This is a genomic window from Ramlibacter pallidus (assembly GCF_015070875.1).
Lineage (GTDB): Bacteria > Pseudomonadota > Gammaproteobacteria > Burkholderiales > Burkholderiaceae_C > Ramlibacter > Ramlibacter pallidus.
In genome coordinates, this window is the sequence record NZ_JADDIV010000002.1 from 239312 (window position 1) to 261396 (window position 22085).

Genomic DNA, 22085 nt, shown 5'->3' on the forward strand with positions numbered 1-22085 from the left:
CCCTCGAACCGAGTGCTGGCCGTCCACGACATCAACTGGAGACATCGGAATGAAAGTCATGCAGCGACGCAAGTTCACGACCGCCCTGGCTTGCGCCGGCCTCGTGCTGGCCTGGAGCACGCCGTCCCGGGCGCAGGCCCCGCGCAAGAAGCTCGTCATCGGATTCGCGCAGACCGGCGCCGAAAGCGAATGGCGCACCGCGAACACCGAATCCATCAAGGCGGCGGCGAAGGCCGCGGGCCACGAGCTGAAGTTCTCCGATGCCCAGCAGAAGCAGGAGAACCAGATCAAGGCCATCCGCTCCTTCATCAGCCAGAAGGTGGACGTGATCATCCTCGCGCCGCTGGTCACCACCGGCTGGGACACCGTGCTGCGGGAGGCCAAGGCCGCGAAGATCCCCGTGATCCTCGAAAGCCGCAACGTGGTGGTGAAGGACCCGACGACGTGGACCACCTTCGTCGGTTCCGACTTCGTGGAGGAGGGGCGCCGCGCCGCGCGCTGGCTGGTCGAACACACCAAGGCCACGCAGGGGGACGTCAACATCGTGGAGCTGCAGGGCACCGTCGGCTCGGACCCCGCCATCGACCGCAAGAAGGGCTTCGAGGAAGTGCTCAAGGGCCACCCGCGCTACAAGATCATCCGCTCGCAGACGGCGGACTTCACCCGCGCCAAGGGCAAGGAGGTGATGGAAGCCTTCCTCAAGGCCGAGCCGGGCCGCATCAAGGTGGTCTACGCGCACAACGACGACATGGCGATCGGCGCGATCCAGGCCATCGAGGAGAGCGGCCTCAAGCCGGCCAAGGACGTCCTGGTGATCGGCGTCGACGCGGTCAAGGGCGCCTTCGAGGCGATGATGGCCGGCAAGATGAACGTGACGGTGGAGTGCAATCCGCTGCTGGGACCGCAGCTGATGGAAGCAGCCGCCAAGGCCGCGGCCGGGGAGCCCTTGCCCCGCTGGATCAAGTCGATCGAAGGCGTGTTTCCCGCCGAAGTCGCGGCGAAGGAATTCCCGAACCGGAAGTACTGAGCCGCGCAGGCCTCAGTCGCCGACCCAGCGCAGTTCGGAAGCGCGCAGGTGCGACAGCATGGCGGCCTGCGCCGCGATGGGGTCGCGGCTCTCGACCGCGCGCAGGATGGCCTCGTGCTCCTTCAGCGCGGCCTTCCAGGTGCGCGAGTTCTCGTAGCGCGACGAGAGCTTGGCGGAGATCGGGCTGTGCCGCTCGTGGAACAGCTCGGCGATCAGGTGCCCCATCACGGCGTTGCCGCTCATCTCGCACAAGGTGAGGTGGAAGCGGCGATCCAGCTCCATCGGCGCCCGGTTGTGCCCGATCTCCTCGCGCATGCCGTCGATGATCTCGGCCAGCTTGCGGATCTGCTCGCGCGTGCCGTGCGCGCAGGCGATCACGACCACCGCGCTCTCCAGCGCGGCCCGCGCCTGCATCAGCTCGCGCGGGCTTTCGCCGAGGGCCGGCGTGCGCTTGCGTGCCGCGGGGCCTTGCGGCGGCCGCGACACGTAGACGCCCGAGCCGCCCCGGATCTCCACGTGCCCTTGCACGTCCAGCGCGATCAGCGCTTCGCGCAGCGAAGGACGCGACACGCCCAGCTGCTGGGCCAGGTCGCGCTCCGGCGGCAGGCGGTCGCCGGCCTGGAACAAGCCCTTGTCGATCAGCTCCCGGATGTCGTCGGCGATCTGCTGGTACAGGCGCCGGGGTTCCGCGGCTTTCGTGGCGCTCATGGGATGGGCTGGAAGTGTGCCGAATGATACGTCGCGCGGCCGAGCTCCCGCCGCGGGTGCGAACGGGTGCCCGGCATCAGGGATTGCCCGCATGGGTGACCCCGCGTTGGTCAGGCCAAATGCGATACTTCCTTAATTGGTCAGACCAATCCCCAACCCACCAGGAGAGGCAGATGAGAGACGCAACCGGAAAACGGATGGCATTCTGGGCCGCAGCTGCGGCCCTGCTGATCGCGGCGTGGAGTCCCACGGCCCGGGCGAACGAGAGCAGCGAGGACCGCGCGCTGCGTGGCTCCGTCGAGCATGCGGAACGCATGGCCCCACCCGGGCGTCGGCCGATCGTCGACACCCACATCCACTTCTGGCAGGTCACGCGGCCGGGCGGCGTGCCGTGGCCCACGCCGGCGGAAGGGCCGATCTACCGCGACGTGCTGCCGCCGGAGTACAAGGCGGTGGCCATCCCGCACGGCGTGGTGGCGGCCGGCGTGGTCGAGGCGAGCGGCCTCGTCGAGGACAACCAGTGGATCCTCGATCGCATCCGGCACGACCGCTTCTTCTCCTTCTTCGTCGGCAACCTGGAGATCGGCGCGCCGACCTTCGCGCGCGACCTGGAACGCTTCTCGCACGACTGGCGTTTCGTGGGCATCCGGGGCTACCTCACCGGGCCGGCGGAAGGCATCACGCTGAGCCCCGCGCAGCTCGCGAGCCTGCGTGACCTGGCGCGGCGCGGCATGACGCTGGACATCATCAGCCGCGGCGCGAAGAACCCGAAGGACCAGGTGCAGGCGCTGTGCACGGCCGTCCCCGACCTGCGCATCATCATCGACCACCTGGGCGGCGCCAAGGGGCCGCCCCCGGTGGATCCCACCTGGGAGCTCGAGATCCGCCGCCTCGCCGACGTGTGCCCGAACCTGCACATGAAGTTCTCCTCCTTCTACGACATGTACGCGCCCGGCGACGTGGTCTATCCGACGCCCACGGACCTCGCTTCGTACCGGAGGCATTTCGACGTGTTGATGACGGCGTTCGGCGCCGATCGCCTGGTCTGGGGCAGCAACTGGCCCGTGATCACGCTGCACGGGACCTTCGAGGCGCAGATCGCCATCGCGGAGGAATACCTTGCGCCCTTCGGCGTTCACGTCCGCGACAAGGTGATGTTCCGCAACGCGCTGAAGTTCTACCGTGTGCGGCGCCCCTGAGCCGGCGCGCCGCTGCTGACCTTGCGGCCCGGCGAGTCCGCAACGGCCGAGCCATCTGCGGATGGCTCGGCCTTTTTCATGCCTCCGACAAGGTGCGCGGCACGCGTAGGCGCTCGACTACGTCCCGCCCCGCTTGAAACCGACACAAAACCCCTTATCATTAGCACTCGCTGGGGATGAGTGCTAGCAGCCGAGCTGCCTTGCCCGTCCTCCACGATAAGTTAACGAGCGCCAACTTCGGGTTGGTGCTCCTTGGCAACCACCCCTGATTCCATTGAAGGAGATGCAATGAAGCTTCGCCCCCTGCACGACCGTGTGATCGTCAAGCGCCTCGAGCAAGAAACCAAGACGGCCTCCGGCATCGTGATTCCGGACAACGCCGCCGAAAAGCCGGACCAGGGCGAGATCCTGGCCGTGGGCCCGGGCCGGAAGTCGGACAAGGGTGAGCTGATCGCCCTGAACGTCAAGGTCGGCGACCGCGTCCTCTTCGGCAAGTACTCCGGCCAGACCGTCAAGGTCGATGGCGACGAGCTGCTGGTCATGAAGGAAGACGACCTGTTCGCGGTCGTCGAAGGCGCCCCCGCCGCCGGCCTGAAGAAGGTCGCCTGAGCGGCGCCCCTCCCCCAGTTTTCCCCGCATTCAAGAGGTAACGAACAATGGCAGCAAAAGACGTGGTTTTCGGCGGTGACGCCCGCGCCCGCATGGTCGAAGGCGTGAACATCCTGGCCAACGCGGTCAAGGTGACCCTGGGCCCGAAGGGCCGCAACGTGGTGCTCGAGCGCTCCTTCGGCGCCCCCACCGTGACCAAGGACGGCGTGTCCGTGGCCAAGGAAATCGAGCTGAAGGACAAGCTCCAGAACATGGGCGCCCAGATGGTCAAGGAAGTCGCTTCCAAGACCAGCGACAACGCCGGCGACGGCACGACCACCGCCACGGTGCTGGCCCAGGCCATCATCCGCGAAGGCATGAAGTACGTGGCCGCGGGCATGAACCCGATGGACCTCAAGCGCGGCATCGACAAGGCCGTGATCCAGCTGACCGAGCAGCTGAAGAAGGCCTCCAAGCCCACCACCACGTCCAAGGAAATCGCGCAGGTTGGCTCCATCTCCGCCAACAGCGACTCCAGCATCGGCGACATCATTGCCGAAGCGATGGACAAGGTCGGCAAGGAAGGCGTGATCACCGTCGAGGACGGCAAGTCCCTGCAGAACGAGCTGGACGTTGTCGAAGGCATGCAGTTCGACCGCGGCTACCTGTCGCCCTACTTCATCAACAACCCGGAAAAGCAGTCCGCGCTGCTCGACAACCCGTTCGTGCTGCTGTACGACAAGAAGGTGTCCAGCATCCGTGACCTGCTGCCCGTGCTGGAGCAGGTCGCCAAGGCTTCCCGCCCGCTGCTGATCATCGCGGAAGAAGTCGAAGGCGAAGCGCTGGCGACCCTGGTGGTCAACACCATCCGCGGCATCCTGAAGGTCGTGGCCGTCAAGGCGCCGGGCTTCGGCGACCGCCGCAAGGCCATGCTGGAAGACATCGCCATCCTGACCGGCGGCAAGGTGATTTCGGAAGAAGTCGGCCTGACGCTCGAGAAGGTCTCGCTGGCCGACCTGGGCCAGGCGAAGCGCATCGAAGTGGGCAAGGAAAACACCACGATCATCGACGGAGCCGGTGCCGCCGCCGACATCGAAGCGCGCGTCAAGCAGATCCGCGTGCAGATCGAGGAAGCCACGTCCGACTACGACCGTGAGAAGCTGCAAGAGCGCGTGGCCAAGCTGGCCGGCGGCGTTGCGGTGATCAAGGTCGGTGCCGCGACCGAAGTGGAAATGAAGGAAAAGAAGGCCCGCGTGGAAGACGCGCTGCACGCCACCCGCGCTGCCGTGGAAGAAGGCATCGTGGCCGGCGGTGGCGTGGCCCTGCTGCGTGCTCGCCAGCAAGCCGGCGAGATCAAGGGTGACAACGCGGACCAGGACGCCGGCATCAAGCTGGTCCTGAAGGCCGTCGAAGCGCCCCTGCGCGAGATCGTGGCGAACGCCGGTGGCGAGCCGTCCGTGGTGGTCAACGCCGTGCTGAACGGCAAGGGCAACTACGGCTTCAACGCCGCCAACGACACCTACGGCGACATGATCGAGATGGGCATCCTGGACCCGACGAAGGTCACGCGCACCGCGCTGCAGAACGCCGCGTCCGTCGCGTCGCTGATGCTGACGACCGAAGCCATGGTCGCCGAGGCGCCGAAGGAAGAAGCCCCGGCCGGCGGCGGCATGCCCGGCGGCATGGGTGGCATGGGCGGCATGGACATGTAAGGTCCGGCGCCTGAAGCTTCCGCTTCAAGCCCACGAAAGCCCGCGGTGCAAGCCGCGGGCTTTTTTTTGCCGAATTCACCTACACATCGCCAAGGAGCCTCGTCAGTTGGCGCCGACGTCGCGAACAACATGTGCATGTTGGGCTATTCCCAACCTGTGCGACCAGTGCAGTGAGAACCTTCTGGCCAGCCAACTGAACGCTAATGTCGGGGATCCCAATTCTCCGGCTTGCGTCCTTCTCCAGGATTGGCGCGAGCCATTTGCCCTTAAAGAGCCGCAGCGGCTGCTCTGAGGACCCACACTTGAGAATCTCCTTTCGGTACCGGTCGTACATGCGGCTAAAGCGAACCCCTGAGCAGCCGAGTTCCGACTTCAACTTTCTTTTGAACTCTCCTAGCTGTGCTTCGTCTGTGGCCCCCAATATGTCAGGGTTGATCGCTGACATGCGGTCGAACGAGGCACCCACCTTTACTTGGCGAGCTTGCGAGATGACGCACAACGTCGCCCAGTCTGCCCAACGTTCGACCTGCGCCTGAATCCAGGTTGAAGGAAGTCCAAGGAAAGCGCCGGCTTGCTCTCGAGTCATCCCTAACGCATCCGACACGGCCGCGACTAAATCGGCGTTCAGGAAGAGGTCCCCTTCCAAGTCGTATGACTCTGTATAGATCACATGATCAGATCGCAGTCCCCGACGCGTAAGATCGTCGATATCCTTGTCTAGAAAGATCATGCAGACCGACTCTTTGCTGTACGCATTGAATCGCAGCATGCCCTTCTTTCTTAGCCATGCGTACAGTCTCACCAGCCTGGGCTTGCCACCTGTTTCGCCTGGCAGTTCCTTCGCCCCGATTACCTGATATCGCCAAACTCCCTTGCTCTCCGCGCGCAGCAGCCGGTCGGCAAACGGTCGATCCAAACCACCTTCCACAAACGCGAACACCTTCGAATTAGACACTTGTAGCTTTCGCGCAAAGGCCCCGTTGCTAAAGGTCAATCGGCTCATATTCTGAAAATCTTCTTATCATCGAGCTCGGCCATGATTTCCGGTGAATGTGTCGCCATGATCAACTGGCAGCTAGGGTTAAGCGCATGAACAGTTCCAACAAACTCACGCTGCCAATCGATGTGCATGGAAAGTTCTGGTTCGTCGATAATGACGGAATTTTCTGATGCATTCATTGCTGTTAAGAGCAGCTTCAGCAGATGCTTTTCACCCGAAGAAAGTGACGCGACAGAAAGCCGATTTCCATCTTCAAGAATCACGCTGAGCTCATTCCCGTGCGCACTCACCGTTTTGCCACGGGAGAATAGACCCTGAATAGTCGCAAGGAAGCGTTCAGTAGGCGCGAAGGCGGCTTCAACACTTCGCTCCACTCTATCCAAGTTGGTCACGACCCGACGCAATTCCTCATCTGTTTTATATCGCTCCCGAAACTTTTCTCGAGACCCAAGCATTCGCGAGCCAGCCGCTGCTTGCCGCTCTAAGAATCGCCGAACCCGTACATACACGTCATCAGGATCAACATCTGGATCTGCGACCTTGTCGCGCTTCGAAGACAGTGCAGAGTAGAGGACGGCACGGAGCCCGTCCTCCTGAATCGCGTTGACTTCGCGTACCGTTCTGGTGTTGAACAGGAGCCATGCCCGATTAAGGGACTCGGTGAAAACTGCATCGAGCTGATCGTCCGACAGCCTGTTGTTCGCTAGGGCCTGGCTGCTGTCGCCTACGTATAAGCGCGTGGTCGGCAGGAACGAGTGTGCCCACCTCGTCAAAGGCTTACTGTCCGGCTTCCGTTCGGGGAATCGGCGCCAAGCAGGCGTCTCGGCCTGCCGAAGTTTGGCCCAACGCATCCGGTCTGTGGCTCCCAGGGAAAGCGGATCGATTAAGGCAAGTTGTTCGTCTTCAGGTACTCCAGCCTTTTTCTTCCGATCCCAAACGTACTTGACTGTTTGATCTTCGGACAGCGAGAAGATGTGCACCTCAGCTCGGGCGACAGGAAGCTTGGCAATAGCTGCCGCATCGATGTTCATCGCCGCATCGAGAATTCTTAAGAGCGTAGTCTTTCCGCTCCCGTTCTCGCCGAAGAACACATTGACGTCCCTCTCCAAATTGAAGTGAATGGGTTCCGTTCGACCAAGAAGACCGTCGACTCGAAATTCTGTGATGTGGGCCAACGATGCTCTCCTAATGGGGCAGTTGAGCTCGGCAATGTACTCGACCCCGCTCGCGAACTCGCGTGGTCTCGACGTTCGGCCAAGCCATGGTGTGAGTCCGACAGGACGAACCACCTATGGACCCATCTTTCTTGGACCAAGCCAACGGGTATCTAACGTGCGCCGCGCGAAGCTTCCGCTTCAAGCGAACGAAAGCCCGCGGTGCAAGCCGCGGGCTTTTTTCATGGCCCGGCCGTTCGTCGTGCGCCCTCTTCCAAATAAGAATGATTCGCATTAGAGTCGCGTTCCTGCTTTCCCCCATCGCGAGCGAACCCTAGCGCCTCCCCGCGCCAGTCAGCCAGCGGTTGTCCATCAACCCGCCCCAGGCTGACCTCGTGAGATCCCTGCTTCCTCCTTCGTTTTTCACCCTTCGTGCGGCCGCTGCCGCCGCGGCCGCCTGCGCCGCGACCTCCGCCTTTCCCCAACCGACGACGACCGCCGAAGCGGCCGGCACCCTGCGCCCCATGGTGATCAGCGGTTCGCGTGCCGAGCAGCTCGCCGACGACCTGCCGGCCAGCGTCGACGTCATCGAGCGCCAGCAGCTGGAGGAGCGGCAGATCCACGACATCCGCGACCTCGCGCGCGAGCTGCCGAACGTCAGCGTGCAGCGGGCGCCCGCGCGCTTCACGCTCGCCGGCCAACCCGCCTTCGGCCGCGACCGCAACGCCGGCTTCAACATCCGCGGCCTCGACGGCAACCGCGTGCTGATCCTCTCCGACGGCATCCGGCAGCCGCGCAGCTACGTCTTCAGCGCCAACGCTTTCGGCCGCGACTACCTCGACATCGGCCTGGTGCAGCGTGTGGAAGTGGTGCGCGGCGCCGCGTCCGCCCTCTACGGATCGGACGGCCTGGGCGGCGTCGTCAACTTCGTCACCGCCGACCCCGCGGCCTTCCTCGCGCCCGGCAAGGCCGTCGGCGGCAGCGCCAGCATCGGCTACGACAGCGACGACGACGGCAAGCGCGTCGGCGCCACGGTGGCCGGCCGCTTCAACGACACGACGCAGTGGCTGCTGGGCGGCGCGTGGACCGGCGCGCATGCGCTGGACAACCAGGGCACCAACGACGCCGCCAACGTCGACCGCACCACGCCCAACCCGGAGGACGCCGGCAGCCGCGCCTTGCTCGGCAAGCTGGTGTTCACCCCCGGCGGCGGCCAGCGCCACGCGCTGACGCTGGAGCACGTGGAGAAGAAGGCCGACTACCTGCTGCTGTCCAACATCGCGCGGCCGCCGCTCGGCGCCACGTCGACCGTCGCCGCCAACGCCTTCACGCGCCAGGAGCGCCACCGCATCACCTGGGACGGCCGCTGGCAGCTCGGCGCGCCCATCGCCGACGACGTGCAGGCGGTCCTCAGCTGGCAGTCGACCGATGCGCGCGAGTACAGCTTCGAGGACCGCAACACGGCGGCCGACCGCGTCCGCGACACGACGTACCGCGAACGCACGCTGCAGGGTTACCTGCAGGCCACGCGCACGCTGCGGCTGCCCGGCGGCTGGGCGCACCGCTTCACCTATGGTGCGGAACACGTGCGCTCCGACATTCGCACGCTGCAGACCGGCCTGACGCCCGCCGCCGGCGAGACCTTTCCGCTCAAGCGCTTTCCCGACACGCGCGAGGCGAGCAGCGCGATGTTCCTGCAGGACGAGATCATGGGCGGCGCCTGGACCCTCACGCCCGGACTGCGCGTGGACCGCTTCACGCTCGATGCGTCTCAGGAAGGCTTCTCGCCGCCCGCGACCACGCCCGCGGCTTCCACCTCGGGCACCTCGGTGTCGCCCAAGTTCGGCGTGCTGTTCCAGGCCACGCCGGTGTGGAGCGTGTTCGGCCACTATGCGCACGGCTTCAAGGCGCCCAACGCCGGCCAGGTGAACGCGTTCTTCGAGAATTTCCTCGCCAACTACAAGAGCATTCCCAACCCGAACCTGCGCCCGGAAAAGAGCCGCACGTTCGAGCTCGGCGCGCGCGGCCGCATGGACCGGCTGACGCTCGACGCGGCCGTGTTCACCGGCCGCTATTCGGACTTCATCGAGGAGTTCCGGCAGGTCTCCGGTACCGGCGCGCCCGGCCATCCCATCGTGTTCCAGACGGTGAACATCGGCAAGGTGCGCATCTCGGGCTTGGAGGTGAAGGGCGACATGCGCTGGGGCCGCTACGCCGGCGGCGTCTGGTCGACGCCGTTCGCTTTCGGCGTGGCGCGCGGACGCGATCTCCTGACGGACCGGCCGGTCAACTCGGTCAACCCGGCGCGCCTGGCGGCGGGCCTCAAGTTCGACGCGGGCCCGTGGGCCCTGCGGCTGGACGCGACCCACCGCGCGGCCAAGAAGGCCGACGACATCGACAGCGCCTCGGCGATCGCGCCGCCGGCGCAGCAGTTCGCCACGCCCTCCGCGACCACATTCGACCTCAGTGGCCAGTGGCGCGTGCGGCCCGGCACGCGCATCACGGCTGGGATCCACAACCTCACCGACCGCAAGTACTGGGAATGGTCGGACGTGCGCGGCGTCGCCGCCACCTCGCCGGTGCGCGACGCGTTCACCCAGCCCGGTCGCAGCTTCCGCGTGTCCATCGTCACCGATTTCTGAAGGAGAGCCCCATGCCACCCAGCCAACTCCGCGACCGCTTCGCCGCCGCGCGCGCCCAGGGCCTGCGGCACAAGGAAGCCGCCGCCGCCTGCGGCGTGAGCGAAGGCGAAGCCATCGCCGCCCATGCCGGCGACCACGCGATGGCGCTCAAGGCGCTGCCGCTGCGCGGCCCATGGATCGCGCTGCTGCAGGCGCTGGAAGCCTGCGGACCGCTGCTCGCCCTCACCCGCAACGCATCGACCGTGCACGAGAAGACGGGCGTCTACACCAAGCTCTCGGCCAGCGGGCACGTGGGCCTGGCGCTCGGCGAGCAGATCGACCTGCGCCTGTTCCTCGACCGCTGGCACGCGGGCTTCGCCGTCACGGAAGCGGCGGCGAACGCCGTCAACCCGCCGTCGCTGAGCCTGCAGTTCTTCGACCGGCACGGCTGCGCGGCGCACAAGGTGTTCGCGCGGGAGGGCAGCGACCGCGAGCGGTTCCGCGCGGTGGCGGCGGACTTCGGCGCCCCCACGCTGGCCCCCGCGTTCGAGGCGGAAGCGGTGCCCGGGCGGCCGCGCCCCGACGCCTTCTTCGACGCCGCGGCGCTCACGGCCGACTGGGCCACGATGACGGACACGCACCAGTTCTTCGGGCTGCTGCGCAAGCACGACGTGGAGCGGCAGCAGAGCTTCCGCCTGGTCGAAGGACGGTTCGCGCGGCGGCTGCCGCCGGCCACGGTGCGCACGCTGCTGCAGGAAGCGGCTTTCGACGGCACGCCGATCATGGTGTTCGTCGGCAGCCCTGGCTGCATCCAGATCCACACCGGGCCGGTGAAGAACGTCGTGCCCATGGACATCCGCGGGATCTCCTGGCTCAACGTGCTGGATGAGGGCTTCAACCTGCACCTGCGCGAGGATGCGATCGCGCAGGCCTGGGTGGTGGAAAAACCGACGAGCGACGGCGTGGTCACCTCCGTGGAAGCCTTCGACCAGGACGGCGGGCTCATGGCCATGTTCTTCGGCGCGCGCAAGCCGGGCGTGCCGGAACGGCAGGAATGGCGCGCATTGGTGCAGCGACTGCAGGCGCACGCGGAGGCCGCGGCATGAAGCGGCGGCCCTTCCTGCTGGCGGCGGCGGCACTGCCGCTGGCGCGCGCGCAAGCCGTGCCGCGCCTGGTCACCATCGGCGGCGCCATCACGGAAGTCGTGTACGCGCTGGGTGCGCAGGAGCAACTCGTCGGCACCGACACCACCAGCCTGTATCCGCCAGCGGCGCAGCGCACCGCCAAGGTCGGCTACATGCGGCAGCTGTCCGCCGAAGGCGTGCTGGCGCTGCGGCCGAATGCGCTGGTCGCCACCACCGAGGCGGGGCCGCCGGTGGTGCTGGACCAGCTGCGCAGCGCCGGCGTGCAGGTCGAACGCGTTCGCGCGGACCACACCTGGGCCGAGGTGCAGCGCAAGGTGCAGGCCGTGGGGCGCGCCTGCGCGCGCGAGGCCGGCGCGCGGGAGCTCCAGCAGCGGCTGGACAGCGAGTGGAACGCGGCGCTGGCGGAGGTGGCGCGCAGCAACCGTGCCCGGCCGCGCGTGCTGTTCATCCTGTCGCACGGCGCATCGCCGCAGGTGGCCGGCGGCCACACGGCGGCCCACGCCCTGATCGGCTTCGCCGGCGGCACCAACGCGATCGCCGGCTTCGACGGCTACCGGCCGCTGACCGCGGAGGCGATGGCCGCGGCGGCGCCCGACGTGATCCTCACCACCACGCAAGGCATCGAGGCGCAGGGCGGCGAGCAGAAGTTCTGGTCGCGCCCGGAGCTGGCGCTGACGCCGGCGTTCGCCCGCAAGGCGCTCGTGAGCCTCGACGCGCTGCTGCTCCTCGGCTTCGGCCCGCGCCTGCCGCAGGCCGTCGGCGAGGTCCACCGGAGGATCGCATGAACCCGCGCGCAAGGCTCTGTCCGCAGTTGCCGGTGCCGGTGCTGGAAACCGCGGACCTCGCCGCCAGCGTGGCGTGGTACGCAGGCGTCCTCGGGTTCGTCGTCGAACAGCGGGTGCCGGGCGTCGTCGCCGTGCTGCGCATCGCCGGCGGCGCCCGCCTGCAGCTGTGGCAGGTGCCCGAGGCCGAGCCGCAGGACTGTTGCATCGTCGTGGAAGCGCCCACCTGCATCTTCCATTGCCACGCCCGCATCGCATCGGCCGCGCGCACCTGGGTCTCCCCCACGCCGGCCCTGCGCGCCTGGGGCGCATGGGAGTTCTGCGTGCCGGACCTGCACGGCAACCAGCTGCGCTTCATCCAGTGGGCCAACGCCGGCGCGGAGACCGAACCGGTGCGGCGGCAGGGGCGCCGCGCGTGAACGGCACGGTGCACCGGCTGCCGCCGCGCACCGTGCTCGTGCTCGGTGCGGCGCTGGTCCTGGCGGCTTTCGCCTGGGGCAGCGCGCGCGGCGCGTTCACGATCTCGCCCCTGCAGCTGCTGCAGGTCCTGGCGGATGCCGCCACGGGCGCCGGCCAGCCCTCGCAGGAGCGCACCGTCTTCCTCCACATCCGCCTGCCGCGACTGCTGCTGGGCGTCGGGGCCGGCGTGGGCCTCGGCATCGCGGGCGCGCTGATGCAGGGACTGTTCCGCAATCCGCTGGTCGATCCGGGCCTGATCGGCATCAGCAGCGGCGCCGCACTGGCCGCCGGCACCGTCATCGTCCTGGGCAGCGTCTGGTGGCCCGAGCTCCCGCGCGCGCTGGGCAGCTGGACGCTGGTGCTGGCCGCCTTCGCCGGCGGGCTGGCCGTGACCCTGGCCGTCTACGCCCTGGCGCAGGGTGGGTCGGGCACGCACATTGCCCTGATGCTGCTGGCAGGCGTGGCCGTCAACGCGCTCGCGGGCGCGGGCCTCGGGCTGCTCAACTTCCTCGCCACCGACGAACAGCTGCGCAACATCCAGTTCTGGTTGCTGGGCAGCCTCGGTGGCGCGCGCTGGAGCGCGGTGCTGCTGGTGGCCGCCGTGGTGGCGCTCGCCACCACCATCGGCTGCCGCCTGGCACGCGCGCTGAATGCGATCGCCCTTGGCGAGGCACAGGCGGTGCTGCTCGGGGTGCCGGTGGAACGCGTCAAGCGCCTGGCCATCGTCGCCACGGCCCTGGCGGTCGGCGCCGTCACCGCGACCACCGGCATCATCGGCTTCATCGGCCTGATCGCGCCGCATTGGGTGCGGCTGGTGGCGGGGCCCGACCACCGCATCGTGATCCCCGCGTCCGGGCTGCTGGGCGCCGCGCTCGTGCTGGCCGCCGATGGCGTGGCCCGCACGGTGCTCGCGCCGGCGGAACTGCCCCTGGGCGTGCTGACCGCGGCCATCGGCGTGCCCATGTTCCTGGCGCTGCTGCGCCACTTCCGGGAGCGCACGTGACGCTCGCATTGCGCAAGGCCGAAGTCCGCGCCGGCCCGAACGTGCTGCTGGCCCCCGTCACGGCCACGCTGCGACCTGGAAGGCTGACCTGCATCGTCGGGCCGAACGGCGCGGGCAAGTCCACGCTGGTGTCGCTGCTGTCGGGCGCGCGCCGGCCCGATGCGGGCGAGGTGCTGCTCGATGGCGCTCCGCTGCAAGGGGTGCCGCTCGAGGCGCTGGCGCGCCGGCGTGCGGTGATGTTGCAGGAAAGCGCGGTGGCCTTCGATTTCTCCGCGGCGGAAGTCTGTGGCCTGGGCCGCTATCCGCACCGCCTGCAGCCGAGCCGGCACGAGGACCGGATCGTCGCCGAGGCCCTCGCGGCCGCTTCCGTCGCCGCACTCGCATCCCGCAGTTTCGCGACGCTTTCGGGCGGCGAGAAGGCGCGCGTGCAGCTGGCGCGCGCGTTGGCGCAAGTCTGGGAACCCGACCCCGCCGGCGCGTCGCGCTGGCTGCTGCTGGACGAACCGACCGCGGCGCTCGACCTGCGCCACCAGCACGAAGTGCTGCAGCGTGTGCGCGCACTCGCCGAGGAAGAGGGCGTGGGCGTGGTCGCCGTGCTGCACGACGTCAACCTGGCCCTGCGCTACGGCGACGATGCCTTGCTGCTGGCCGCCGGCCGCGACGCCCGCTTCGGCACGGTCGGCGACGTGCTGGTGCCGGAGCGCATCCGCGACGTCTGGCAGGTGGGCTGCGAGTGGGTGCGCGACGCAGGCGGCCGGGCGCACCTCCTGTTCGGCTGATCAGCCCGTCCGGCCCACCGGCCGGAAGCCCGGCGTGTTCTGCCCGATGTGCCAGCACACGCCCGCAGGGTCGATGACCACGAACTCCGTGATGCCCCACGGCTGCTCCGTGACGGGCGTGACCTTCGCGCCGTAGCGTCCGGCCAGGTCGGCCTGCTCCACGTGCCGCTGCCACGCATGCACGTCCGCCACCAGCAGGTGCATCACGCAGTTGTCGGCGAATTCCGCGAGGTAGTAGTCCTGCAGCAGGAAGGCGCAGGGGCCGCAGGCGAAATAGGCGACGCCGCCGCCCTCGGATCTTTGCGTGAACCCGAGGTCCGCATAGAAGCGCTTCGACAGCGCATAGTCCTTCGCCGGGACGAAGGCCTTGATCTCGATGGCGGACAGTTCGTGCATGCAGCGCTCCGGGTTTCGCAGCGATTCTCGCCTGTCGCGGAAGCTGCGGCCCGGAGCGCACGCCTTCATTCAGCCCGGAGACGGCAGGTCGATCCGCTGGGCCTGGAAGCGGCCGGCCGCGCCTGCCTTGCCGTCCTGTCCAGACTGGCCGGCACTGGCGTCCCGCCCCCTCGGGCCGTTGCCCGGATCGGGGCTGTTCCAGGAGCACGGGCTGCGATTGCTGCCGCGTGGCCCGCCGGGCCCGCCCTTGCCTCCCGCGCCCGCCTCGCCCTTGCGGCCCGGCGCACCGGCGTCCACGTCGTACACGAGGCGATCGACGTGGACCGGCGCGTTGTAGAACACCACGTTCAGCAGCCCGCCGGCGCCGCCGTCGCCACCGTTTCCGCCGTGCCCCCCGGGTGCACCGTCGCCGCCGGGACCGCCCGGCTTCGCGCCACGCTTGCAAAAGCCGTGCTTCACCTTGGAGCTGCGCCCCTTGGCACCGGCGGCACCGTCCGCACCCTTGCCGCCATCGGCACCGTCCTGGCCGTCCTGGCCTTCGAGGTCCAGCACGAGGCGGCCTTCCACCGGCTTCAGCATGTACAGCTCGACCTCGCCGGCGGCGCGGCCCCCGCGGCCGTCGGGGGCCCTGCTGCCGGCGGGACCGGGCGGCTGCTTGCGCGGCGCGTCGTCCGCGACGGCGACGACCTTGCTGGCCCCATCGGCAACGACCTGTTCCGCATGGATCACCAGCTTGTGGCCGTTGGTGACGATGGTCGAACCCTCCAGCTTCAACGCGCGGGCCGTGAGGTGCACCGTCTGCGGCGGCTGGTCCGCGGCGCCGATCACCAGCACCGTGCGGTTCAGGGTGAGGTCGCCGGCGGCGCGCAGGGCGTCGCGCAGCTTGCCGACATCGCCCTTGTCCGGCAGCGACCGGAAGGCAGGGGCGAGCTCCTCGTACTTGTTGAGCGGACCGCCGATGACGACCTGGGCGGAGGCCATCGCGGTGGTGCAGGCGATCAGGAAAGCGCAGGCGATGCGGGGAACCGGGGTGACGGGCAACATGGACTTCCTTTGCGATGCGTTGGCGGTGCGCGCCAGGGTGACCTGGGGCGCGGCCAGTATCCGGCGCGTCCTCCGCATCGCGCATGGGCCGGAAGTCGGAACCGGGCCTCAGCCTTTCGTCGCAGCCGCGCGACTCACAGGGTCCGCGCCACCGCCCGCGCGGCCTCCGCCAGCCGCGCGACATGCAGGAGCGCCTTCTCCAGCGGCATGCGCGCCGCCGGGGCCTGCAGGGCCACAGCGCAGCGGACGTCCTTGCGTCCCGGCGATTGCACCGGCACCGCGACGCACACCAATCCCTGCACGAACTCCTGCGCATCCACCGCATGGCCCTCGCGGCGGATCCGCTCCAGCTCCTGGTCCAGCGCCTTGCGACGCGTGATGGTGTGCGGCGTGTGCGCCACGAGCGGCAGCGCATCGAGCAGCGCCTTGCGACGCTGCGACGGCAGGTGGGCCAGGAACAGCTTGCCGCTCGCGGAGCAGTGCAGCGGCACGCGCGTCCCCGGCCGCAACTCCATCCGCAGCGGGAACGCGCTCTCCACGCGATCGAGATAGACGACGTCGGCGCCGCTCAGCGCGGTGAGGTTGCAGCTCTCGCCGATGTCCGCGGCCAGCTGGCGCAGCACGGCATGGCGGATGCCGTGCTGGCTGCTCGCGGCCAGCGTGGATTCGGCCAGCGCCAGCAGGCGTGCGGTGAGCGTGTAGCGCCGGCCGTCGGCGCCGCGCACCAGCCAGCCGCCGTCTTCCAGCTGTCCCAGCATGCGGTGCACGCTCGGCTTGGGCCAGCCCGTCATGGACACGGCGTCGGCCAGGCTGAACGGCGCCCCGTGGCGGGCAGCGGTCTCCAGCAGTTCCAGCACGCGCAGGCTGGGGGAAGAGGCGGTGGCGTGGGGCATGCGGATCTCGGAAACCGAGACGGGAAGGCAAATAGTTCCGGGATTCTGCCGCACCGCGGCTAAGCTGCGCCGCGGCACGCCGACCCCGGCGGCCGCATGCAGGAACGACCCGACAAGATGACCACGGAGACCCCCCGGCCCATCGCCCTCATCGGCGCGGGCCCCAGCGGCCTGGCGGCCGCGCGCAACCTGCAGAAGGCGGGCCTGGCCTTCCAGGGCTTCGAGGCGCACACCGACGTGGGCGGGCTGTGGAACATCGACAACCCGCGCAGCACGGTCTACCACTCCGCCCACCTGATCTCGAGCAAGCGCACGACCGAGTTTGCCGAGTTCCCGATGGGCGGGACGGTGGCCGACTATCCGAGCCACCGCGAACTGCGCGACTACTTCACCGCCTTCGCCGACCACTTCGACCTGCGCCGCCACTTCCGCTTCGGCGCGCGCGTGCAGAAGGTGGAGCCGCTCGACGAGAGCGCGGCGCCGCCGTGGCGCGTGACCTGGACCGGCGCCGACGGGGCGACCCACAGCGAAGTGTTCGGTGGCGTGGTGATCGCCAATGGCACGCTCGCCGAGCCGAGCCTGCCGGAATTCGACGGCCGCTTCGACGGCGAGCTGCTGCACACCGCCGCCTACAAGCACCCGCAGCTGTTCACCGGCAAGCGCGTGCTGGTGGTGGGCGCGGGCAACTCCGGTTGCGACATCGCCGTGGACGCGGTGCACTACGCCCGCAGCGTGGACCTCTCCGTGCGGCGGGGCTACTACTTCGTGCCCAAGTACGTGTTCGGCAAGCCGGCCGACACGCTGGGCGGCAAGCTCAGGCTGCCGGCCTGGCTGAAGCAGCGCATCGACGCGAAGGTGCTGCAGTGGTTCACCGGCGACCCGGTGCGCTTCGGCTTCCCCAAGCCGGACTACCGCATGTACGAGTCGCACCCGGTCGTGAACTCCCTGGTGCTGCACCACATCGGCCATGGCGACATCGCCGTGCGGCCGGACATCGCGCGCTTCGAAGGCCGCACCGTGCACTTCAAGGACGGCAGCGCGCGCGACTACGACCTGGTGCTGTGCGCCACCGGCTACAAGCTGCACTACCCCTTCATCGACGCGCGCCTGCTGGACTGGGAAGGCATGGCGCCGCGCCTGTACCTGAACATCTTCCCGCGCCGCCACGACAACCTGGCCGTGATGGGCATGATCGAGGCGAGCGGCATCGGGTGGCAGGGCCGCTACGAGCAGGGCGAACTGGTGGCGCGCTTCTTCAAGGCCGCGGCGGAAGGCTCGCCCAGGGCCGACGCGCTGCGGCAGGCCAAGGCCGGTCCGCCGCCCGACCTGAGCGGCGGCTACCGCTACCTGAAGCTGGAGCGGATGGCCTACTACGTCCACAAGGACACCTACCGCGAAGCCGTGCGGCAGGCCGCCGCCGGACTGGCCTGAACCGCAAGGAGCGTCCATGCTGCCCGTCGACGAGATCCGCCTGAACTTCAACCCGGCTTCGCTGGTCGTGCTGAACGTCGTGCTGGCCTTCCTGATGTTCGGCATCGCGCTCGACACGCGGCTGGCCGACTTCCGCCGCGTGATGCGGATGCCGGGCGCGATGGCGGTCGGCGTGGCGGCGCAGTTCCTGGTGCTGCCGGCGGTGACCTTCGTCCTCACCCTGCTGCTGCAGCCGGAGCCCAGCATCGCCCTGGGCATGATCCTGGTGGCGTGCTGCCCGCCCGGCAACGTGAGCAACATCCTCACGCACCGCGCCCGCGGGAATGTGGCCTTGTCGGTCTCGATGACGGCGTTCTCGAACGCGCTGGCCATCGTGCTGATGCCGCTGAACTTCGCCTTCTGGGGCGCCCTGCACCCGACGGCGGCTCCGCTGCTGCGCTCGATCGCGCTCGACCCGCTGGAAATGGGCGGGCACATCGTCGCCATCATCGCCGTGCCGTTCGTGCTCGGCGTCGCCTGTGCCGAGAAGCTGCCGCGGTTCACGCTGCGCATCCGCAAGCCGGCGCGCATCCTGAGCTTCGTGTGCCTGGTCGGCTTCATCGTCGGCGCGGTGGCCGGCAACTGGCGCTACTTCCTCGACTACGTCGGCCTGGTGCTGGTGGCGGTCGCCCTGCACGACGCGCTCGCCTTCGGCACCGGCTGGCTGTGCGCGCGCGTCAGCGGCCTGAGCGACTACGACCGGCGCGCGGTAGCCATCGAGGTCGGGATCCGCAACGCGGGCCTGGGGCTCGTGCTGATCTTCAGCTTCTTCGGCGGTCTCGGCGGCATGGCCGTCGTGGCCGGCGTCTGGGGTTTCTGGGACATCATCGCGGGCCTGGCGCTGGCCAGCTGGTGGGCACGCAAGCCCGCCGACGGTGCTCCCGCCCCGGCGGCGGAGGCCGCATGACGGACGCCGGCTCCGGGCGGCGCGTGCTGGTCACGGGTGCCGATGGCTTCCTCGGACGCGGCCTCCTGGAGGCGCTCGCACGCGAGCCGGGCATCGAGACGGTCGTTGCCACCGATGTCCGTGCGGTCCCTTCGGAGCGCCGCCACAGCGGCGTGACTTATCTCGTGCAGGACGTGCGGGACGCGGCGCTCGCCCAAACGCTCGTGACCCATCGCATCGACACCGTGGTCCACCTGGCGTCCATCGTCACCCCCGATCCGCGACTCGGCCGCGAACTGGCGTACGACGTCGACGTGCGCGGCACCCGCAACGTTCTCGAAGCCTGCGTGGCGGCGGACGTCACGCAGATCGTCGTGAGCTCCAGCGGCGCGGCCTACGGCTACCACGCCGACAACCCCGCCTGGCTGCGCGAGTCGGATGCGCTGCGTGGCAACGAAGCGTTCGCCTATTCGCACCACAAGCGGCTGGTGGAGGAGATGCTGGCGGAGTACCGCGCGCGCCATCCGCGGTTGCTGCAGACCGTGCTGCGCATCGGCACCATCCTCGGCGAGCGGGTGGACAACCAGATCACCGCGCTGTTCGAGAGGCCCCGCCTGCTGGCCGTGCGCGGCAGCGACAGCCCGTTCGTCTTCGCCTGGGACGAAGACGTGGCGGGCGCGATCCTGCACGCGCTCCGCACCCGCCGCGGCGGCTGCTTCAACCTGGCCGGGGACGGCGCGCTCACGCTGCCCGAGATCGCGGCGCGCCTGGGCAAGCCTCTGCTGGCCTTGCCCGCCGCACTCCTGCGCGCCGGCCTGGCGGTGGGCAAGGCGCTGCGCCTGACCCGCTACGGCCCCGAACAACTCGGTTTCCTGCGCTATCGTCCGGTGCTGCTGAACACCGCGTTGAAGGAGGATTTCGGCTACATGCCCACGAAGACCAGTGCCCAGGCGTTCGAGGCCTTCGTCGCCGCGCGCGCGGCCCAGGGAAAGCCGGTGACCGCACGATGAGTTCCGGCGTGCGTCCCCTGAGCACCGGCGACTGGCTGGGTGCGGCCGGCGTGGTCGTGATCTGGGGCCTGAACTTCGTCGTGATGAAGGTGGCCCTGCAGGACTTCAGCCCCATGCTGCTGGGCGCGCTGCGCTTCGCGGCCGCCTCCCTGCCCTTCCTGCTGTTCCTGGCACGCCCCCGGCTGCCGTGGCGCTTCATCGCGGCGTACGGCCTCGCGCAGGGGCTGGGGCAGTTCGGCTTCCTGTTCCTGGGCATCAAGCTCGGCATGCCGGCCGGCATGGCGTCGGTGGTCATGCAGACCCAGGCCTTCTTCACCCTCCTCCTGGCCGCGCCCTTGCTCGGCGAGCGCGCCACCGCCTGGCAATGGGGCGGGCTGGCCGTGGCACTCGCCGGGCTGCTGGTGATCGGCAGCGCGCATGGCGCCGGCCCGGCCGACATGACGCTGGCGGGCTTCGCGCTCACGCTCGGCGCCGCGTTCATGTGGGCCGTGTCGAACCTGGTGGCGCGGCGCGCCGCCGCGTTCGGCGCCTACGACGCGCTGCCCTTCATCGCGTGGAGCAGCCTGTTCCCCATCCTGCCCTTCTTCGCCCTCGCCGCGTGGATGGAAAGCCCGCAAGCCGTCGCCTCCCAGCTGGCCGCGGCGCGCTGGCCCGCGTGGGCGGGCGTGGCCTACCTCGCCCTGCTCGCCACGCTGCTGGCGTACACCCTATGGACCCGCCTGCTGCAGCGGCACGCGGCAGCGCGCGTGACGCCCTTCTCGCTGCTCGTGCCCGTCGTCGGGCTGCTGGCCGCGGGCTGGGCGCTGGGCGAATGGCCGAACGGCCTGCAGTGGATCGGGACGGCCGGCGTGCTGGCCGGGCTGGTGGTGAACCAGTTCGGCGCGCGCGCGACCGGATGGGTTCGGGCACGCGGCGCACGCGCCTGAGGCCGGCGCGTCAGCCGCCCCTGGCGGGGCTTTCGCGGCGCGCCAGTTCCCAGAAGGCGCGGCCGGCCGGCGAAAGCCGCGTTGCGTCCAGGCAGGCCAGGGCCACGCGCCGTGCCACGCGGGGCGTGATCGGCAGGAAGACCAGGCCTTCGCGCGGCTCCGGCACCGTCAGCGAGGCCAGCACGGAGACGCCGTTGCCATGGGCGACGAACTCCAGGATCGACACCACCTGGAACAGCTCGTGCGCGATCTTCGGCCGCACGCCGGCGCGGTCGAACATGCGCATCACCATGTCCTGCGATCCCGCCTGCGTCAGGATCAGCGGGTACTCGGCCAGATCGCGCACGGCCACGGTCGCGCCTTTCGCGAGCGGGTGCCCTTTCGGGAGCACGGCGACCAGTTCGTCCGTCGCCAGCGCGAGCGTGTCCAGCGAGGGCTGCGGCAGCCGCACCACCCCGATCTCCACCTTGCGTTCGACGAGGTCCTGCTCGATGTCGGCGTCGGCCCGCTCGGTCACGTTGACTTCCACGCCGGGATAGCGGCGGCGGAACTTCTCCAGCAGCGGCGGCAGCAGGCGCAGCGACGTGCTGGGCCCGATGGAGCCGATGCGCAGCCGCCCGGTCTGCAGGCCCGCCGCGGCCGCGGCGACGGACTGCACCTGGTGCAGCGACGCGAACACGTCGCGCGCATGGGCCAGCGCCAGTTCGCCGGCATGCGTCATCACCACGCCGGCGGCCATGCGGTCGACCAGCGCGCAGCCGAGGCCCGTTTCCAGCGCCCGCAAGGCATGGCTGGTGGCGGAGGCGCTCATGCCGACCTTCGTGCCGGCCGCGGCGATGCTGGAGGCGCCGGGCAGGGCCACCAGCAGTTCCAGTTGCCGCAGCGTGGGGAGGCCGGCTTCGGCGCGCATTGAATCTCGATTCAATTGAATGTGAAGGTCGTTGAATCCTAGACTGTCCCCCATGAACACGCAACCACGCTCCCACACGCTCCCCGCCGGGCAGGCGATGCTGCTTCCTGCGCGCGCCGCCTCCGCGGTGCTCGTGCAGGGCGAAGTGCTGCTGCAGGCGCCCTCCACCTGGCTCGCCGGCCGCCTGGTCGTGCCGGCCGCCGTCCGCATCGCAGCGCCGGCGATGCTGCCGACGGACACCGAAGGCACGGTGTTCGCCGTCCACGATGCCGTCGTCGCGGTGCAGGAGGCGCCGTCGCTGCGGACGCTGCTCGCCGGCCTCGTTGCGCGCCTGCGCACCGGCCGCATCACGCGACAGCACGCCTAGGCGGAT

General features: G+C 69.1%; 22 protein-coding genes. 15 read left to right on the forward strand and 7 right to left on the reverse strand.

Annotated features, from left to right (window positions below; translation table 11 throughout):
* Positions 1-49: 49 nt before the first annotated feature.
* A complete protein-coding gene (locus IM787_RS06075; RefSeq protein WP_193675749.1) occupies positions 50-1027 on the forward strand; it encodes an ABC transporter substrate-binding protein in 978 nt (325 codons plus the stop codon).
* Between the two features lie 12 nt (positions 1028-1039).
* Here the strand turns inward: IM787_RS06075 and IM787_RS06080 are convergent, their stop codons facing one another.
* Entirely contained in the window at positions 1040-1735 is a 696-nt protein-coding gene (locus tag IM787_RS06080) for a FadR/GntR family transcriptional regulator (RefSeq protein WP_193675750.1), read from the reverse strand.
* A 197-nt stretch (positions 1736-1932) separates the two neighbouring features.
* On the opposite strand from IM787_RS06080, the gene IM787_RS06085 reads away from it, so the two are divergent.
* The 3 genes from IM787_RS06085 (at position 1933) to groL (ending at position 5234) form a co-directional block, all read left to right on the forward strand.
* Positions 1933-2934 carry an amidohydrolase family protein gene (locus IM787_RS06085; protein ID WP_227494142.1) on the forward strand — a complete coding sequence of 334 codons (1002 nt, stop codon included), beginning with the start codon at positions 1933-1935 and terminating at the stop codon, positions 2932-2934.
* 288 nt (positions 2935-3222) lie between these two features.
* Positions 3223-3543: a co-chaperone GroES gene (gene groES / locus IM787_RS06090; protein WP_193675752.1), complete on the forward strand. Its 321-nt coding sequence runs from the start codon at positions 3223-3225 to the stop codon at positions 3541-3543.
* A 47-nt stretch (positions 3544-3590) separates the two neighbouring features.
* Positions 3591-5234, forward strand: a complete 1644-nt coding sequence (gene groL / locus IM787_RS06095) for a chaperonin GroEL (protein ID WP_193675753.1) — start codon at positions 3591-3593, stop codon at positions 5232-5234.
* A 79-nt stretch (positions 5235-5313) separates the two neighbouring features.
* Here the strand turns inward: groL and IM787_RS06100 are convergent, their stop codons facing one another.
* A complete protein-coding gene (locus IM787_RS06100) occupies positions 5314-6237 on the reverse strand; it encodes a hypothetical protein (protein WP_193675754.1) in 924 nt (307 codons plus the stop codon).
* Positions 6234-7409 carry an AAA family ATPase gene (locus IM787_RS06105; RefSeq protein ID WP_193675755.1) on the reverse strand — a complete coding sequence of 392 codons (1176 nt, stop codon included), beginning with the start codon at positions 7407-7409 and terminating at the stop codon, positions 6234-6236. The genes IM787_RS06100 and IM787_RS06105 overlap by 4 nt, the downstream gene beginning before the upstream one ends.
* 374 nt (positions 7410-7783) lie before the next feature.
* Here IM787_RS06105 and IM787_RS06110 point away from each other — a divergent pair, with 374 nt between their 5' ends.
* The 6 genes from IM787_RS06110 to IM787_RS06135 are packed head-to-tail and all read left to right on the forward strand — an operon-like array spanning position 7784 to position 14177.
* A complete protein-coding gene (locus IM787_RS06110; RefSeq protein WP_354004362.1) occupies positions 7784-10030 on the forward strand; it encodes a TonB-dependent hemoglobin/transferrin/lactoferrin family receptor in 2247 nt (748 codons plus the stop codon).
* A gap of 11 nt (positions 10031-10041) precedes the next feature.
* Complete coding sequence (locus IM787_RS06115; protein WP_193675756.1) at positions 10042-11115, forward strand: hemin-degrading factor; 1074 nt, start codon at positions 10042-10044, stop codon at positions 11113-11115.
* Positions 11112-11939, forward strand: a complete 828-nt coding sequence (locus tag IM787_RS06120; protein ID WP_227494143.1) for a heme/hemin ABC transporter substrate-binding protein — start codon at positions 11112-11114, stop codon at positions 11937-11939. The genes IM787_RS06115 and IM787_RS06120 overlap by 4 nt, the downstream gene beginning before the upstream one ends.
* Positions 11936-12355, forward strand: coding sequence for a VOC family protein (locus IM787_RS06125; RefSeq protein WP_193675758.1), 420 nt, complete (start codon positions 11936-11938; stop codon positions 12353-12355). The genes IM787_RS06120 and IM787_RS06125 overlap by 4 nt, the downstream gene beginning before the upstream one ends.
* Positions 12352-13398: a FecCD family ABC transporter permease gene (locus tag IM787_RS06130; RefSeq protein ID WP_354004363.1), complete on the forward strand. Its 1047-nt coding sequence runs from the start codon at positions 12352-12354 to the stop codon at positions 13396-13398. Before IM787_RS06125 ends, IM787_RS06130 begins: the two co-directional genes overlap by 4 nt.
* Entirely contained in the window at positions 13395-14177 is a 783-nt protein-coding gene (locus tag IM787_RS06135; protein ID WP_193675760.1) for a heme ABC transporter ATP-binding protein, read from the forward strand. The genes IM787_RS06130 and IM787_RS06135 overlap by 4 nt, the downstream gene beginning before the upstream one ends.
* On the opposite strand, the gene IM787_RS06140 is transcribed toward IM787_RS06135, so the two are convergent.
* From IM787_RS06140 to IM787_RS06150, 3 genes are all read right to left on the reverse strand, one after another.
* On the reverse strand, positions 14178-14573 hold the full coding sequence (locus IM787_RS06140; RefSeq protein WP_193675761.1) for a VOC family protein: 396 nt from the start codon (positions 14571-14573) through the stop codon (positions 14178-14180). It lies immediately after the preceding gene.
* Positions 14574-14642: 69 nt separating this feature from the next.
* Positions 14643-15617 (reverse strand): hypothetical protein, encoded by a 975-nt coding sequence (locus IM787_RS06145; RefSeq protein WP_193675762.1) that lies wholly within the window; start codon positions 15615-15617, stop codon positions 14643-14645.
* Between the two features lie 134 nt (positions 15618-15751).
* The gene (locus tag IM787_RS06150; RefSeq protein ID WP_193675763.1) at positions 15752-16510 is read right to left on the reverse strand and encodes an IclR family transcriptional regulator; all 759 of its coding nucleotides are present in this window, start codon (positions 16508-16510) and stop codon (positions 15752-15754) included.
* A 96-nt stretch (positions 16511-16606) separates the two neighbouring features.
* Here IM787_RS06150 and IM787_RS06155 point away from each other — a divergent pair, with 96 nt between their 5' ends.
* The 4 genes from IM787_RS06155 to IM787_RS06170 are packed head-to-tail and all read left to right on the forward strand — an operon-like array spanning position 16607 to position 20802.
* A complete protein-coding gene (locus IM787_RS06155; protein ID WP_227494144.1) occupies positions 16607-17941 on the forward strand; it encodes a flavin-containing monooxygenase in 1335 nt (444 codons plus the stop codon).
* 16 nt (positions 17942-17957) lie between these two features.
* Complete coding sequence (locus IM787_RS06160; protein ID WP_193675764.1) at positions 17958-18887, forward strand: bile acid:sodium symporter family protein; 930 nt, start codon at positions 17958-17960, stop codon at positions 18885-18887.
* Complete coding sequence (locus IM787_RS06165) at positions 18884-19876, forward strand: SDR family oxidoreductase (protein ID WP_193675765.1); 993 nt, start codon at positions 18884-18886, stop codon at positions 19874-19876. The genes IM787_RS06160 and IM787_RS06165 overlap by 4 nt, the downstream gene beginning before the upstream one ends.
* A gap of 17 nt (positions 19877-19893) precedes the next feature.
* The gene (locus tag IM787_RS06170) at positions 19894-20802 is read left to right on the forward strand and encodes an EamA family transporter (RefSeq protein ID WP_435531150.1); all 909 of its coding nucleotides are present in this window, start codon (positions 19894-19896) and stop codon (positions 20800-20802) included.
* Between the two features lie 10 nt (positions 20803-20812).
* Here the strand turns inward: IM787_RS06170 and IM787_RS06175 are convergent, their stop codons facing one another.
* Positions 20813-21712, reverse strand: a complete 900-nt coding sequence (locus IM787_RS06175; RefSeq protein WP_193675767.1) for a LysR family transcriptional regulator — start codon at positions 21710-21712, stop codon at positions 20813-20815.
* Positions 21713-21764: 52 nt separating this feature from the next.
* Here IM787_RS06175 and IM787_RS06180 point away from each other — a divergent pair, with 52 nt between their 5' ends.
* Entirely contained in the window at positions 21765-22079 is a 315-nt protein-coding gene (locus IM787_RS06180; RefSeq protein WP_193675768.1) for a hypothetical protein, read from the forward strand.
* Positions 22080-22085: the final 6 nt, after the last annotated feature.